At 40.9% G+C, this 15,237-nt stretch carries 14 protein-coding genes; 5 read left to right on the top strand and 9 right to left on the bottom strand.

Going from position 1 to position 15,237, the window contains the following annotated elements; translation table 11 throughout:
* Positions 1-39: 39 nt before the first annotated feature.
* The 3 genes from BCU57_RS03965 to BCU57_RS03955 form a co-directional block, all read right to left on the bottom strand.
* Positions 40-1,062: an AraC family transcriptional regulator gene (locus BCU57_RS03965; RefSeq protein WP_102440538.1), complete on the bottom strand. Its 1,023-nt coding sequence runs from the start codon at positions 1,060-1,062 to the stop codon at positions 40-42.
* Between the two features lie 21 nt (positions 1,063-1,083).
* Positions 1,084-2,097, bottom strand: coding sequence for a protease SohB (gene sohB, locus BCU57_RS03960; RefSeq protein ID WP_102440537.1), 1,014 nt, complete (start codon positions 2,095-2,097; stop codon positions 1,084-1,086).
* Between the two features lie 118 nt (positions 2,098-2,215).
* Positions 2,216-4,729: a VolA/Pla-1 family phospholipase gene (locus BCU57_RS03955; RefSeq protein WP_102440536.1), complete on the bottom strand. Its 2,514-nt coding sequence runs from the start codon at positions 4,727-4,729 to the stop codon at positions 2,216-2,218.
* Positions 4,730-4,988: 259 nt separating this feature from the next.
* Here BCU57_RS03955 and BCU57_RS03950 point away from each other — a divergent pair, with 259 nt between their 5' ends.
* Complete coding sequence (locus BCU57_RS03950) at positions 4,989-5,726, top strand: YciK family oxidoreductase (protein WP_102440535.1); 738 nt, start codon at positions 4,989-4,991, stop codon at positions 5,724-5,726.
* 74 nt (positions 5,727-5,800) lie between these two features.
* On the opposite strand, the gene BCU57_RS03945 is transcribed toward BCU57_RS03950, so the two are convergent.
* The 6 genes from BCU57_RS03945 to pspA all read right to left on the bottom strand — a co-directional run bounded on the left by BCU57_RS03945 (position 5,801) and on the right by pspA (position 10,351).
* Positions 5,801-6,148: a ComEA family DNA-binding protein gene (locus BCU57_RS03945; RefSeq protein ID WP_076536941.1), complete on the bottom strand. Its 348-nt coding sequence runs from the start codon at positions 6,146-6,148 to the stop codon at positions 5,801-5,803.
* Between the two features lie 171 nt (positions 6,149-6,319).
* A complete protein-coding gene (locus BCU57_RS03940; protein ID WP_102440534.1) occupies positions 6,320-7,420 on the bottom strand; it encodes a TIGR01620 family protein in 1,101 nt (366 codons plus the stop codon).
* A gap of 1 nt (position 7,421) precedes the next feature.
* Entirely contained in the window at positions 7,422-8,876 is a 1,455-nt protein-coding gene (locus BCU57_RS03935; protein WP_102440533.1) for a YcjX family protein, read from the bottom strand.
* 138 nt (positions 8,877-9,014) lie between these two features.
* A complete protein-coding gene (pspC, locus tag BCU57_RS03930) occupies positions 9,015-9,410 on the bottom strand; it encodes an envelope stress response membrane protein PspC (protein WP_076536947.1) in 396 nt (131 codons plus the stop codon).
* On the bottom strand, positions 9,397-9,636 hold the full coding sequence (gene pspB, locus BCU57_RS03925; protein ID WP_102440532.1) for an envelope stress response membrane protein PspB: 240 nt from the start codon (positions 9,634-9,636) through the stop codon (positions 9,397-9,399). The genes pspC and pspB overlap by 14 nt, the downstream gene beginning before the upstream one ends.
* A gap of 19 nt (positions 9,637-9,655) precedes the next feature.
* Positions 9,656-10,351 carry a phage shock protein PspA gene (pspA, locus tag BCU57_RS03920; RefSeq protein ID WP_076536951.1) on the bottom strand — a complete coding sequence of 232 codons (696 nt, stop codon included), beginning with the start codon at positions 10,349-10,351 and terminating at the stop codon, positions 9,656-9,658.
* A gap of 178 nt (positions 10,352-10,529) precedes the next feature.
* Here pspA and pspF point away from each other — a divergent pair, with 178 nt between their 5' ends.
* From pspF to BCU57_RS03900, 4 genes are all read left to right on the top strand, one after another.
* Positions 10,530-11,627: a phage shock protein operon transcriptional activator gene (gene pspF, locus BCU57_RS03915; RefSeq protein ID WP_102440531.1), complete on the top strand. Its 1,098-nt coding sequence runs from the start codon at positions 10,530-10,532 to the stop codon at positions 11,625-11,627.
* Positions 11,628-11,698: 71 nt separating this feature from the next.
* A complete protein-coding gene (locus BCU57_RS03910; RefSeq protein WP_102440530.1) occupies positions 11,699-13,327 on the top strand; it encodes an ABC transporter substrate-binding protein in 1,629 nt (542 codons plus the stop codon).
* Positions 13,327-14,358: an ABC transporter permease subunit gene (locus BCU57_RS03905; protein WP_102440529.1), complete on the top strand. Its 1,032-nt coding sequence runs from the start codon at positions 13,327-13,329 to the stop codon at positions 14,356-14,358. Before BCU57_RS03910 ends, BCU57_RS03905 begins: the two co-directional genes overlap by 1 nt.
* Positions 14,345-15,235: an ABC transporter permease subunit gene (locus BCU57_RS03900; RefSeq protein WP_102440528.1), complete on the top strand. Its 891-nt coding sequence runs from the start codon at positions 14,345-14,347 to the stop codon at positions 15,233-15,235. Before BCU57_RS03905 ends, BCU57_RS03900 begins: the two co-directional genes overlap by 14 nt.
* Positions 15,236-15,237: the final 2 nt, after the last annotated feature.

Below are 15,237 nucleotides of genomic sequence, written 5' to 3'. Positions count from 1 at the left end.
ATGAATGATTAAGCAATGAAATAGGAAAACTAAAGACTGTTAACTGACAAGATTAAGCTTTAAGAAGTGACCGGGTGGATAGCCAAGCCAATGCTTAAAGCTCTGTCTGAAATGGCTAACATCGCCATAACCGAGCGATTCAGCAATGTCTTCTGCTCCCAATTCATTAGCTAGAATTAAATTAATCGCCGCTTGGCAGCGCACTTGATCAACAAGCTTTTGGTAACTGGTACCCGCTGCAGATAATTTTCGGCGTAAACTTCGGGCGCTCATATGGTGTTTTTCTGCCAATTGTTCAAGCTTAGGCGGTTTAGGCATATCTAAGCGAATGTCAGTTAGCAGCAGATCGATAAATGACACATTATTGGGCGTTGCTGCAGCTAATGCCACTTGGTCAAATTGATAACTTAACGGTGTGTTGAGTAAAGCGATATCAATGCCCCACTCATAAAAATCACAATCAAACACAATTGTTGCGCCAGTTTCTTCACTTAAAAACTCAGTATTACATTGAGGCTCTGCCAGATGAATTTCATCAATAACCACAGGTGAAGCTACTAACTGCCTTGCGGCGCCTAATAACGCGCAAACACTGTGCTGAAATTGAAAAGCAAACTTTTGGGCTTCAACTTTACCAGTATTAAGCCACCTTACCCATAATGTCGTCTCATCAAAACGAATAACGGTATCGGCAAAGCTGCCTGCTAAATCAGGGTTTTTGATCACAAACAGTAGGCATTGATTTAAGGTGGTAAATTTATCAAAGAAAGGCAGTAACACATCAAGACTGGCAATTTGATAACTGGCGCCCAATCGAGCGCCAATTTCAGGATCTGGCGAGGTCGTTCTTAACACTTCCATGGCATACTCAACCTGCCATACATAAACAAACTGCATGGCGTTGAGTTCTTGCGGCCCTAAGCCAATTTTTAAATAGATATCAGTAGCGACAACGTCGCCAAGATGCAGTTCAATAAAGTTAAGCAAATTCCGTAGTTCAAAGGCAGGGTAACATTGATCCCCTACCATCATATTTGCCTTGTAGCCTAATTCTCTTTGCATCGATACCCTATTCTAAATGGCTTATTTAACAGCGTTATCACGCTCCATCAAACGGTTTAATACACTATCAACCGATAAAGAAGCGCCATGGGCAATTTTATCAGCCAGTTTCTTTTTCATTTGATATTTAATTTTAATGACTTGGTGTTTTTTGGCTAACTCAAGCACCACATCATCACTGGTAGAAATAGCATCAACTAAGCCTAACTCGATGGCTTGTTGACCGTACCAATGCTCACCGGTAGCGACTTTTTCAATATCCATATCAGGACGATACTTACTGACAAACTCTTTAAATAACACATGGGTTTCTTCAAGTTCTTCCTGGAACTTTTCACGACCTTCGTCTGTGTTTTCACCAAATACCGTTAATGTACGTTTGAAGTTACCTGCTGTGTGTTGCTCATAATCAATATCATGCTTTTTCAATAAACGACTGAAATTAGGTAACTGGGCTACAACACCAATTGAACCCACAATCGCAAATGGCGCGGCAACAATTTTGTTCGCAACACAGGCCATCATATAACCGCCACTGGCTGCCACTTTATCAATACAGATAGTCAGTGGGATATTGGCTTGCTTCAAGCGGTCTAACTGGCTAGAGGCTAAACCATAGCCGTGCACCATTCCGCCGCCGCTTTCAACATTCACTAACACTTGATCGTTTTCATCAGCAACGGTTAATACCGCAGTAATTTCTTCTCTTAATGAGGCGACTTCACCTGCATCAATACTGCCTTTAAAATCGATAACAAACACTTTTGATTTTGGCGTGTCTTCTTTTTCATCTGCTTTTTCATCAGCTTTTAGTTTTTTCTCATAAGCTTTAAATTGCTTTTTAGACAGCAGCTCTTGCTTTAATTCTTTCTCAAGTTCCTTAAGCTCATCAGTAACATCTGTAAGCTTTAACTCACCCTTTTCAGTTTTATGTTTAATACTGCTTGCTAGAACAACAATAACAACGGCAAGAATTGCTACAACAATCGTGACGGCTTTCGCTAGAAACATGCCGTACTCTGATAAAAACTCCAAAATTCACTCCAGATGGAAAAAGATAATTAGGGTTATCTTAGCAGGAAGTTAAGCACTGTAGACAATAAAAAACCCAGCAGTTGCTGGGTTTTTAACCGAAAGAATAAATTAATTCAGCTTAGTTACATTCTTGAAGCACTTCGTCGTTATTAACCAAAATATAAGCCTCACCTTGACCTGCTGACTTAGCAAATCCGGCAACTTGAGTTTGCATTTCCACTGTCGCTGCGCCAGCCATACCATCAGTCACACCATCAATTTCAGCAGGGCTCACAATTGAACTGTGATGACCTTTACTAAAGCGAACTGCACCAGAACCTGCATTATTTGAACTTACACAATCTAAGCCCATCGCTGCAATTAACGGCTCTGTTCCTGATAATGGGAAGCCTTCAACCTGATTAGGTAATACTCGGTCAGATAAGTTACCCGCACCATCACCTACAACTTCAATTAAATGAACCGGTAGTTGTGTATCAGCTAACATTGACGCATGGTTAATTGGGTCAGCTGAATCAACCGCCGTTTGCACAGCAAAGGCAAATGTTGGAATAAACTCAGCATATACAGCTTGCACTAACGCAGCGTACTCAGGTGTTCCAGGTTCAAAATCACCCACATTAGCTTCATCAACCAAATCCATAAAATCATCAGTTGCTGTAACAGTATCAAATAATACAGGACCAAAAGTCGCAGAACCGGCAAATGAACCGGCTAAGCCACCAGAAGGAGCAACCAAAGATGCGGCATTAATAGCATAAGCATTTGGCAATGCACTGCCGTCAGTAGGGTTGACTAAACCTGTTGATGCGTAAGTTGAAACAGTAGTACCAACAATGCCACCTAGGCTTAAGCCTTGAGCACTGATCTTGCTGATATCAAATACTTGTGGTCCTAATTGACCCTCTGCACCTGCGATAGTCGTATATAAACCAGTCAATAATAAACGTAGCGCCAAATGATCCATAGTTGCTTGGCGGAAATTATCTCTAACCGTTAGCGTGCTTGCGATGTTAACGAATACTAATGGATTTCCGTATTTGAAAGCGTCAGGTTGTCCAATTACTTTCCCGTAAGAAGGATCAGATGCTGAAATAATATATGAACCAGTTCCGTCATCCCCATAAGAACGTGCACCATGTAGAGGCATATCAATAGCAATTGTCGCAATACCTAAAGCTGCATAAGAACCGGCATAAGCTAGTGCCATTTCTTTACCTCCACCTAAACCATGTAAGGCAATATTCGTTGGCCACCCGTTTGACGGAGGTGTAAAGGTTGAACCTTGAGATGCTTGAAAAGCAGCAACTTTAGCGGCATTTGGTAATGCAATTAATACAGGTACAGTTTCCATTCTCATTAATTCGGGTATAGGATTAAATTTGGTTAAATGCTTCGTTGGATCAGCATCAGCCCTATTACCGTCTGCATCAGCATCTAACAACCAGGTTTTACCTGCCATTAATGCTGGATTTTGCAATGCCGCCACAGGGTCAACACCTTGTGCAACCGCTTGTTGGCCAAAGTTAGCTTGGCTCATTGTCCCAGATTGGAGCGCTAATAAAACTGATACAGGGCTATCACCTTTCGCAAACCAACGACCATTTGGTGCACTAGGCACACCATCAACTATTGGAAAGTCACAAGTAACCGATGAACAGTTCCCGTAAAAAGGTAGTTGAATTGTAGCGGTATAAACATCTGCTAAATCAGATACCACAAAAGCAGCACCATCTTCAGGTGTGAGACCTGCAGCTTGTGCAACAGTGTAACCTGCTGGAGTCGGTAATTGTACAAATGATGGCTGATAATTAGGATCTCCAGCCATCAATAATTTGCTGGTTTCATATACATCTGCAACCGATTGGGTGGTAAACAAACCAGAATATGAAATAGTTTCAGCATCAACACCATGCTCTGCTGCTAAGCCCTTTTCATAACTATTAACTAAACCTTGAAGGAATAATTGATCAGGTGTTTCAAGAGGCTTAGTGTCGATATCTAGTTTTAATAAATTATATGTGCTCGATGGTTCAACGGCGCGGCCTGCAGAGTCTTGAACTAATGTGGTGGTAGCGTAAATATAAGATTGATTAGCTTTAAGCGGTTTTAAAGGCACGATTGCAATTTTATTACCTGAAGCTAATGCCACAAAATCAACACCAAATTGCAGTTCATCACCCACTTTACATGCTGATACAGAGGGCGCATCGCTACATTCAGGATCAGATGATAAAGCGCCGCCAACAGTGGCTTCAAATAATCTTACTGCACCAGGTTGAGAAACAGAGGCTTCATCAAGGGTGAGCATTGCACCATCAGAGTCTGTTGCTAAATCAACACTAAGCGAAATTGGTGATGAAGTTGACCAGCCATCTAATGCCCCCAAAGCAAGCGATGGATCAACATAATCAATACCGTCTTCACCTGGTATAGCTAGCGTTCCATCAAGTGTTCCGTTAAATAAAAGGTCATTTGGTAATGGCACATCACCTGCAGCAGGGTCAAATACCACTTGAGAGAATGGAATTAGCGTTTCTACATTATCTTTTGCTTCGTTAGAACTATCTTCACTACAGCCGCTAAGCCCAAGAGCAGATGCAATAGCAACACCCAATATGAGTCTTTTCATCTTTTTTCCCCAAATCTTGTTGTAATAATTTTAATTTCCCCAAAAATTGGTCACAATAGCGTAAACGCATGACCATAAGGACATATTTTTGCCCTTAACTCATCTCAAGTTAACGTAAAATTATAGAGTTAGCCACAAATTTGTTACAAAGAAACATACTATTCACTAACAAATATAAGTCAATTGTTTAAAACGTTCGTTTACTTTTTGTTCGAAACGAGATTTGACATGCTTTTACAGTCCAAGGAAAAATTGAATCATGTTGGAATACCAAGCTAAAAAAGATTTACTAAAAAATAAAACAATCCTGGTTACCGGCGCTGGCGCAGGTATTGGTCGCACTGCGGCGATAAACTACGCAAAACACGGCGCGACCGTTATTTTGCTAGGTAAAACAGTTAAAAAACTTGAAACGGTTTATGATGAAATAGTACAAGCTGGTTATCCCAAACCTGCTATTGTGCCATTAGATTTAAAAGGTGCCACAGAGCAAAACTATCAAGATATGGCCGAAACTATCGCTGAGCAATTCGGTCATTTAGATGGATTACTGCATAATGCCAGTTTACTTGGCGCATTAGGGCCGTTTGAACATATCGACCTTGAATCACTTGAAGATGTAATGAAAGTGAACGTCACCGCCCAAGTAATCTTAACTAAAGCCTTATTACCGATAATGCGCAGCGCACCATCAGCATCTATTGTCTTCACTTCTAGCGGTGTTGGTCGTCAAGGACGAGCTTATTGGGGACCTTATGCGTTCTCTAAATTTGCGACTGAGGGCATGATGCAAGTACTTGCCCATGAATGTGAAGGCACTAGCCTGCGTGTAAATAGTATTAACCCTGGTGCAACCCGCACTGAAATGCGCGCAAAAGCTTACCCAGGTGAAGATCCACAAACATTAAAAACCGCACAAGATATCATGCCAACCTACTTATATTTAATGGGTGAAGATTCTTTTGAAGTCAACGGTCAGCAACTTACCGCTCAGTAACCATCCATTGAATCTGTAAACTGAAAAAGGGAGCGAAAGCTCCCTTTTTTAATACCAAGTCGTCAATTGATAAATTACAAACTTATCGCTTTAGCATTTTTCTCAACCAGCTTTTCACCTATACCGGCAACTTGGGTTAATTGCTGGACATTTTTGAACTTACCATATTTATTTCGATATTCCACAATGGCTTTTGCCTTGGCTTCACCAACACCATTGAGGGCTTGTAACTGCTCTGCTGTCGCTTTATTAATATTCACCTTAGCCATCTTTGTATTGCTACTTTTCACGGCTGTGGTTTTAGACATTTCAGCTGAAGTGAGTGCTGCTGGTTTAGTGGTGTCTTTGGCGACAGCCAAACTGATACTTGCTGCTGATAACGCGCAGGTGAGCATGACGCCCATGAGTAATGGATGTTTCATTGTTAACTCCTTAAAGTCCTATTTAATAACCCGACCAACTTCCCTATCCATGGTCGGTATTTGTCAGCGTTACACCCTATTCAACAAGAAAATGATCTATTAAAAACAGGGCATTTATCGCTAAAATAAAACTGTAGTAAACAATTTATTTTTTGCAAAAAATAAGTAAGATTATTTTTCTACTGTTTGTTTTTGCTTATTTTTATTTATTTTCATTACACTCGCAGAAAAGCTTTTTAGTTCGCCTAACAACTGCTGATGCACTTGGCTCAATTTAGGGCGATTTTGCGCTTTAAAACTTAGCGGCCGACATAAGCTCATGGCTTGATAACCAAGTCGCGCAGTTAATAAACCTCCGCCTAAACCTTGGGCTAAACGTGCTGATAACTTTCCGGTCATTTCAACCGATAATAACTGGGTGCCTAAATCTGTTACCACTTCAGTGGTGCCAGCATAAACAATATTTAGTACGATACTTTTTATCAGTTTAATCCTGCTCCAATAGCCTAATTCAATGCCATATACATCTGCAATAACATTAACCATGCGCTGATTACGCCATAAAATAATCGCCATATCTAATACTGCTAAAGGACTCGCCGCTAACAGTAGTGCCGACTCCGCCGCAAAGCGACTTACAATTTTTTTGGCTTTTTCATCGCGTTCAGACAAGACTAATTCATCAAATAGCATCACCATTTCAGCGTCATTATGTTCAACGCTATTAATGGCTAAATATTGCTTTTTACCTTCGGTATCTGGGTATTTTTGCAATAAGGGGCTGATGAACTTACTGGCTTCACCGCGCTGCATACTTAACGCTAAACGCTCGCCTGTGGCTTGGGTATCGGCCACATGTTTAAGCTTTATCAGTTTTTTCCACTCTGACAGGGTTATTGCCCCAGCCCACGCCATGATGAACCCCGCCATTGTCACGTAAAAACCAAATAGCCACGGGCTTTGAAGGTAGGCAGTTTGCAGCCCTTGTATGGTTTGAACGATAACCACCAGTATCAAAGCTAACAATGATAACTTGGCAAGCATTGAGATTTTTTTAGGCTTAGCGCCGAGCTTATCGATGGACTCGAGTTCATCGATGGTTTCAGGGAGTTTTGCTAAATTAGTTTCACAAATAAACTCGACATCGGTAAATGATTGTGACCCTTTAACGTCTTGATCCTTACCCGAATCAAGCGTTTCAGTATCAAACACTTGCTGCTGCTTAAGTTGAGCGTCTTCAAACTCTGTTCTCTTGCTATTATTGTTACTCATATTATTGCAACTTATCCCCCAGCAAAAACTGTAAAAGATGATCTAAGCGAATATGCTCAAAACGAGGGTCGGACATCGATGATTGTGGTAATCGAGGCGGGTTAAAAGACACGAAATTAAAGCCTTGCTTGTCCCAAAAGCTATCTTGGGGTAACCGCTGAGGCACTTCGCCTGGAAATATGGTGAGCATTTGCTGATTTTTATCTATGCCTCTGACCACTTCTTGCTCGCCACTGGTTGTTGATACCATGCCATGCTGTGTGGCTTTGATGGCGCTAATGGCCATCGTTTCGACTTCGCAGCCTTCATAGTTAGCAAAGTGCTGACTGTGTTTTAGCATATCGGTCAATAAACTTAATACATGGCTCTGCTGATCACGAGTAACCCTGTCAACCTTACTGGCGGCAAACAGTAACTTATCAATTTTAGGTGAGAACAAACGCCTTAATAAACTCGATTGTCCAAAATGAAAGCTTTCGACAATACTATTGAGTGCATTACCCATATCCTCAAATTGTGCTTTACCGCTGTTTAGGCCATTAAAGCAATCCACCAGCACCAATTGACGATCAAAACTAGCAAAATAATCCCGATAAAACGGCTTAACCACCACTGAAACATACTCTTCATAGCGACGCTTTAGCACTTGGTAATAGCTAGAGTCCGCAGCGTTTTCTAAATTGGCTAATTCATCATTACTGAGATTTATGAGTGGGAAAAAGGCCAATAAAGGGGTATCGGCAAACTCTCCAGGTAATAGCATTCGACCAGGCTGTGCAAGATAAAAGCCTTGGTTGTTAACCAAGTCGACCAGTAATGTTTGGTACAAGTCTGCAATCTGCTTTAACTTATGCTCATCAGCAGTTTCTGATAAATTGATGTTAGCTAATACACTAACAAACTGCGGATAATAGCTTGAGGCAGCTAATCGGTGCTTAACGTCAATTTGTGACTCACACCACTGGATGAAGTTTTGCTTCATCATTGGTAAATCCAATAACCACTCACCTGGGTAATCAACAATATCCACATACAAGGTGGCAGTATCAGCAAGTTTTGCCAATATGCCCTTTTGAGGACGATATTTAATCGCTAGCCTTAACTCAGAGATATTACGGGTTGATGCAGGCCAAGTTGCAGGCGACTGGGTTAATGATGTCATCGCTCCTTTATAGTCAAAACTGGCAATGGCTAAATCAGGTTGCATGGCGCGTTTAATGCCTATCAAACGATTTTCACGGCACACTTGCCACAAAGGCAATGGGTTTTGAGTTTGGCTTTTTTCTGATTGCAGCCCAGCATGGAGCATTTGATTAACCAGCCCTGTTATAAAGGCAGTTTTACCCGCCCCTGATAAACCGGTCACGGCTAAACGAACATGCCGATCGGTTGAGCGATGAACTAATTGATGAGTTTTTTGGGAAATTTTATTAATTGAACGATCAATAAAGCTCATAGTTAATCTCAAATTAAGGAATAAGCAAAATAGGGATGAAAAATATTTTCAAGTACTGATAATCAAGTCTTTGCTAAAAAAACACAAGGGCGGTAAACCGCCCATTGGAATTATATGAAGATAGTCGTCTGAATCGAGTTAAAGATTATTAATTTCTCTTTTCAAATCAAAATTATCGGAAGTGACATGGCGCTCAAGTCGTTGCAGTCTAATTTCAAGTGCATAAAACTGACTATTTACATCATGTAAGGCACGTTTTGCCGGCTCTCCTGCCTGCCAAACCTTTTTCTTCACTTCAATATCTTTGTGGCCTTTGGCATGTGTTGTATCTTCAGGCTTAATATCTAATATCATCCATAAGGCGACATAGATAATAAACACAGGCCCAGAACCACCCAATAAAAATATTGAGACTACGACCACTCTGACTAACCAGGTTTCAAGATTAAAAAAGTCTGCAATCCCTGCACATACCCCAGAAATTTTGCCTGATGATGGGATGCGGTATAATGTGCGACCGTTAGCTGTGCTCATCTTTCCCCCTCCACTCTGGCGCTTCCGTATCTAAAATAGCTTCCAATGTTTCAATACGTCGGCCCATTTTCTCAGCTTGGGCAATTAATTCATTCAATTGTGTAAACTCTTCTTCAGTGAGCCCCTGACTCACTTGTCGCTTACTGCGATAATGAAGAATCAACCAAATAGGTGCCACAATAACTAAAAATATAATGATTGGGGCAATAAGAAGATCCATATCCATAACTCACCTCTGAAAAAGTTTACTTGTCTGATTTAGTTTTTGATTTAGGTTGCGATTTAGCTTTCACTTTCGCTTTTAATGCTTCAAGTTCGTCATTGACTGAATCTTCAGCTTCAAGTGCCGCAAACTCATCAGCAAGGCTACCCTTTTTACCAATATCATAAGCTTCAACTTGTGACTCTAAACCTTCAACGCGACGCTCATATTGCTCAAACTTCACCATCGCATCATCAATTTTACTTGAATCAAGCTGCTTTTTAACTTCTAAACGTGAAGTGGCAGTTTGCTTGCGCATAATAATGGTTTTTTGGCGTGCTCTGGCATCATTCAGTTTTTCTTGTAACTGTTCAACTTCATGTTTAAGACGAGCAATGTGCTCTTCTACTACTTGAAGTTCCATCTCAAGGGTTTCTAATAATGAAACCGTTTTTTGTTTTTCAATTAGCGCAGCTTTTGCTAAGTCTTCTCTATCTTTCGATAAAGCTAATTCAGCTTTAGCTTGCCAATCAATCACTTGCTCTTGAACTCGGCTAATGCGTCTTAGTAATTCTTTCTTTTCTGCTAATACTTTTGCAGAAGTAGAGCGTACTTCAACTAACGTGTCTTCCATTTCCTGAATGATCAGGCGTACCATTTTTTCTGGATCTTCAGCTTTATCAAGTAAAGCACTGATGTTCGAATTAATGATATCTGCAAAGCGTGAGAAGATTCCCATAATGTGTCCCTCAAAAATATTGTTAATGTCGAAGTTTACTATTCACGAGTTGTGCCAACTTTTAAAAAACCAGACAATTCAACATCATAACCAAAATATTAACTTTTTCTTTCTTTTAATGCCGCAGCCCACTATTATGATTTTCACCACTTGTTAGCGTAATAGACTAAAAATTACAGTGACTAAACAATTTGAGCAAGACAATCTTATCGGACAATCTAATGCTTTGTTAGAGGTATTAGAACATGTTTCTAAAGTTGCCCCACTTTCTAAGCCGGTATTAATTATTGGTGAACGCGGCACAGGTAAAGAATTAATCGCCGAGCGGTTACACTATTTATCAGGCCGTTGGGATAAAGAGTTTATTAAATTAAACTGCTCTTCATTAAGTGAATCATTACTTGAAAGCGAACTGTTTGGCCACGAGTCTGGTGCGTTTACGGGCGCGAAAGGCAAACATGAAGGTCGCTTCGAACGCGCCGATGAAGGCACCTTATTTTTAGATGAGCTGGCCAATACCTCAGGATTAATTCAAGAGAAACTGTTACGTGTCATCGAATACGGTGAATTCGAACGAGTGGGTGGCAGTAAAACAGTTAATACCAATGTAAGGTTAATTTGTGCTGCCAATGAGGACTTACCTTCATTAGCTGAAAATGGTGAATTTAGGGCTGATTTACTGGATAGGTTAGCCTTTGATGTTATCACCCTACCGCCCCTTCGTAGCCGCACAGAAGACATTATGCCTTTAGCAGAGCATTTTGCCGTGAGCATGGCAAGGCAACTGAATTTAGATTATTTTGGCGGTTTTAGTCCAGTAGCTATAGAGCAACTCATGTCATATCGCTGGCCAGGTAATATCCGCGAACTTAAAAACGTGGTCGAACGCAGCGTCTATCGTCGAGGATCTGAAGGTGAAGAAATTGACCACATTATTGTCGATCCTTTTGCCTCTCCTTATCGACCAACATCAAGAATCAAAACTCGTGAAAGGCAGCAAACAGAGCATCAAGCTCCCGATACTTCAGTCGCGGTTCCAGTAACCGATGACTCCACTGAAAATGAAGCATCATCAGTTAGCACCAGTGCAACAGACAGAGATATTCGCTTCCCATTAGACTTTAAAGAGCATACTGAAAACTATGAGATTAACCTGCTAAAAAGTGCCTTAGCCCAAAGCCAATATAATCAAAAGAAAACCGCTGAAATATTAGGTTTAAGCTACCACCAACTGCGGGGCATTTTGAAAAAGTATAATTTACTTGAAAAGTCTTAATAGGATATTTGCTCCTAAGTTATTAACACTGCTAAAATACTTATTCAGTACCTAAATAATATGATGAAAAAATGCGTGAGACATTAAAACGCTTTAAACCTGCTGCATTACTCTGCTTGCTAAGTTTTTTAGTAACAGGTTGTGGTGAACTCAATGTCCCATCAGGTATTGTGTATTGCTCTGAGGGCAATCCTGAAACCTTTAATCCGCAATTGGTCACTTCTGGTACCACTATTGATGCCAGTTCTAATCAGTTATACAACCGCCTAATTGACTATAACAATGACTCATCTGATTTTATGGCTGCGCTGGCAACCCAGTGGCGCATATCCGATGATGGCTTACGTTATCACTTTGTGTTGCGTAAAGGCGTACAGTTCCAGCACAATAATTTGTTCAAACCTTCAAGAAATTTTAATGCCGATGATGTCCTATTCTCATTTAATCGCATCATTAATCCCGCGCATCCTTTTCACTCAGTGAGCAGAACTGGCTATCCATTTTTCCAAAGTATTGATTTTTCCAACTTAGTGAGTCGAGTCGAAAAAGTAAACGATTATGAAGTGGTATTCCACTTAACCCAACCTGATGCATCATTTTTAGCTAATTTGGCCACTGATTTTGCCGTTATTCTTTCTGCCGAATATGGCGAGCAACAATGGCAGGCAGGTACCCCTGAAAATATCGATTACTTCGCCATCGGCACAGGGCCTTTTTACCTCGCAGATTATGTCAAAAATGATTTTATTCGCTATAAACGCAATACCGCATATTGGGGTAAAGCGGCTAAAATTGACCTGTTAGTTTTTGATATCACACCTAAAAGTGAGTCTAGACTGGCTAAAATCATCACTAAAGATTGCCATGTGTCTGCCCTGCCAAAGGCAAATGAACTTGCAGTAATTAAACAGCATAAACACTTAAAAGTTAACACTAAACCGGGGTTAAACGTCGGTTTTTGGGCATTTAACACTCAAAAGCCTCCTCTAGACGATGTGCGAGTTCGACTTGCCCTTGCCCATGCCATTGATAAGAAAAATATCCTTAATGTGGTTTACCATGACACCGCTGTAGAAGCGACCGGAATGCTGCCGCCAGGATCATGGGCTTATTCAGACTCATCCGACCCTAATGATTTTGATCCTGAGAAAGCTAAAAGGCTGTTAGAAGAATCAGGGGTTAATAACTTAACCTTTGATATTTGGGCGATGCCAGTGGTGCGAATTTATAATCCAAACGCCCTCAAGACCGCAGAGCTGATTCAGGCCGACTTAGCCAACATTGGGGTTAAAGTGAATATTGTCAGTTATGACTGGAGCGTGTTTACGCAAAAATTAATTAGCCAAGATTATGATTCAGTATTAATTGGTTGGAATGCTGACAATACCGATCCTGATAATTTCTTTACCCCACTACTCAGTTGCTCAGCCCTAGAATCAAATAATAACCGTTCTAAATGGTGTTCAGCTGAATTGGACGCAATACTTGCACAAGCTAAAGCTACGCCAATAAAAACCACAAGAAAGGCGCTATATCAGCAAGCTGAACAGCTCATTCATCAGCAAGTTCCCTTGGTTAATATTGCCCATGGACAAAAATTGATCCTAAAAAACATTTCAGTATCAACTAAAGATGTTAACCCCTATGGTGGAATGGCTTTCTCTAATATCGAACTAAAAACTGCGGAGAAAAAACCTTAATGTGGCGTTATTTTCTAAGACGAATTAATTTATTTTTTGCCACTTCATTGGTTATGATTGCGGTACTGTTTTTTGCCACAGGTATGTTTCCAGTTGAAAAAAGCTACGCCTTAACTGGGATACAGTTCCCTAGCAGTGAGCAACAAGCACAAACCGTTGCAGACTTTAAGCTTGATAGTAACCAGCTTAGTCAATTTATCGCTTATTTAACCGAGCGATTATCAGGCAATTTAGGGATTTCGGTTAACTCACAACAAAGTGTCGCCACAGAGCTCAGTAACGTGTTACCCGCCTCTTTTGAATTGTCATTATTTGCTGGGACGATAGCAATATTTTTTGGAGTGCCACTTGGCGTATTGTCCTCATTAAGTGAAAGCAAGTCAGTCCAGTGCAGTATTTTAGCCCTAACCTTAACCGGTTACTCTATACCTGTATTCTGGCTCGGATTAACCTTGTCATTATGGTTTGGGGTAAAGCTAGAGTGGTTGCCGATCTCTGGACAAATCAATTTATTATATGAAATTGAACCCGTCACAGGTTTTATGCTGATCGATACTTTGCTATCACATGAAGCCTATCGGATCTCAGCATTTAAAGATGCCTTATTACACATCATTTTACCTGCGGTAACCTTAGCGGTATTACCTTTTACTGTCGTTATACGTATCACACGTCAAGCAATGATGACGGTTATGACCCAAACCTATATTCGCGCTGCTGAAGCCCGTGGCCTTAATACCTATAGTATTTTAATGAAACACGCCTTACCTAACGCGCTTATCCCAGTTCTTAAAGCCTTTGGCTTAATGCTTGGCTCGTTTGCCAGTTACGGCATTATTGTCGAGGTAATTTTTGCATGGCCAGGGGTGGGATCATGGCTTATTGCAGGAATATATCAGCGAGATTACACCGTGATTCAAGCAGGGATCCTTTCAGTCTCTTTGCTGATTATCTTTTTAAGCATTATGATTGATTTAGTGCATACCACTATTAACCCTATTAATAGGAAAGAACTGTATGCCAGCAATTAAAATATATCAGGATGAACACATAGCTTCACCTATGATGCAATTGTGGAAAGCATTTGCTAGTAACCCATTTGCTGTCGCAGGCCTTTGGGCGGTAATATTTTTATTACTACTGGTTGTATTGGGGCCGCTACTCGCTCCTTACCCACCAGAAATGCAAAATCCTGATGCCATATTATTACCGCCATCATGGGACGCCCTTGGACATGTTTCGCATTTTTTAGGTACCGATGATTTAGGCCGAGACTTATTCAGCCGCTTATTGCATGGGGTTAGATTAACGTTCGGCATGTCATTAATTGTGGTGCTTTGCGCCTTAATCGTCGGCTTTATTATTGGCTCCCTTTCAGGAATGATGCGTGGGTTAAAATCAAGTATTTTAGGTCATTTGCTCGATGCCTTATTATCAATTCCGTCATTATTGCTCGCCATTTTGGTTGTCGCAGTGACCGGTCCGGGGTTAATAAATGTATTTTGGGCAGTAGGCTTAGCCTTAACGCCGCAATTTGTGCGGGCAATTCACCAAGCAGTACATGAAGAGCTACAAAAAGAATACGTTATTGCCGCTAAACTTGATGGCGCCAGTCAAATACAAATCTTTTGGTATGTCATCATGCCAAACGTCTGGGAAGTGGTTATTATTCAAACGACCATTGCCATATCGGTGGCGATATTAGACATTGCCGCCTTAGGCTTTCTCAATCTTGGAGCACAAGCCCCTAGCTCAGAGTGGGGAGCGATGATTTTTCAAGGGTTAAACAGCCAATTAATTGCGCCTTGGTCGATTACCATTCCAGGTTTGGCGATCCTATTTACCGTGTTATCCATTAATTTGGTGGGTGACGGATTACGCTCGGCGCTCGCGCCGATAAGAAACTAGCC

The sequence above is a fragment of the Shewanella sp. 10N.286.48.B5 genome, from assembly GCF_002874355.2.
GTDB lineage: Bacteria > Pseudomonadota > Gammaproteobacteria > Enterobacterales > Shewanellaceae > Shewanella.
The sequence above is the reverse complement of the archived record's forward strand: the minus strand, read 5'-3'. Positions and strand labels throughout refer to the sequence as shown.

Coding starts and splice junctions, on each gene's coding strand:
- pspB (WP_102440532.1), bottom strand. CDS start 9,636: ATGGATATGGATCTTCTTATTGCCCCAATCATTATATTTTTAGTTATT.
- BCU57_RS03945 (WP_076536941.1), bottom strand. CDS start 6,148: ATGAAACATCCATTACTCATGGGCGTCATGCTCACCTGCGCGTTATCA.
- pspA (WP_076536951.1), bottom strand. CDS start 10,351: ATGGGAATCTTCTCACGCTTTGCAGATATCATTAATTCGAACATCAGT.
- BCU57_RS03940 (WP_102440534.1), bottom strand. CDS start 7,420: ATGAGTAACAATAATAGCAAGAGAACAGAGTTTGAAGACGCTCAACTT.
- pspC (WP_076536947.1), bottom strand. CDS start 9,410: ATGAGCACAGCTAACGGTCGCACATTATACCGCATCCCATCATCAGGC.
- BCU57_RS03950 (WP_102440535.1), top strand. CDS start 4,989: ATGTTGGAATACCAAGCTAAAAAAGATTTACTAAAAAATAAAACAATC.
- BCU57_RS03965 (WP_102440538.1), bottom strand. CDS start 1,062: ATGCAAAGAGAATTAGGCTACAAGGCAAATATGATGGTAGGGGATCAA.
- BCU57_RS03955 (WP_102440536.1), bottom strand. CDS start 4,729: ATGAAAAGACTCATATTGGGTGTTGCTATTGCATCTGCTCTTGGGCTT.
- BCU57_RS03900 (WP_102440528.1), top strand. CDS start 14,345: ATGCCAGCAATTAAAATATATCAGGATGAACACATAGCTTCACCTATG.
- BCU57_RS03905 (WP_102440529.1), top strand. CDS start 13,327: ATGTGGCGTTATTTTCTAAGACGAATTAATTTATTTTTTGCCACTTCA.
- BCU57_RS03910 (WP_102440530.1), top strand. CDS start 11,699: ATGCGTGAGACATTAAAACGCTTTAAACCTGCTGCATTACTCTGCTTG.
- BCU57_RS03935 (WP_102440533.1), bottom strand. CDS start 8,876: ATGAGCTTTATTGATCGTTCAATTAATAAAATTTCCCAAAAAACTCAT.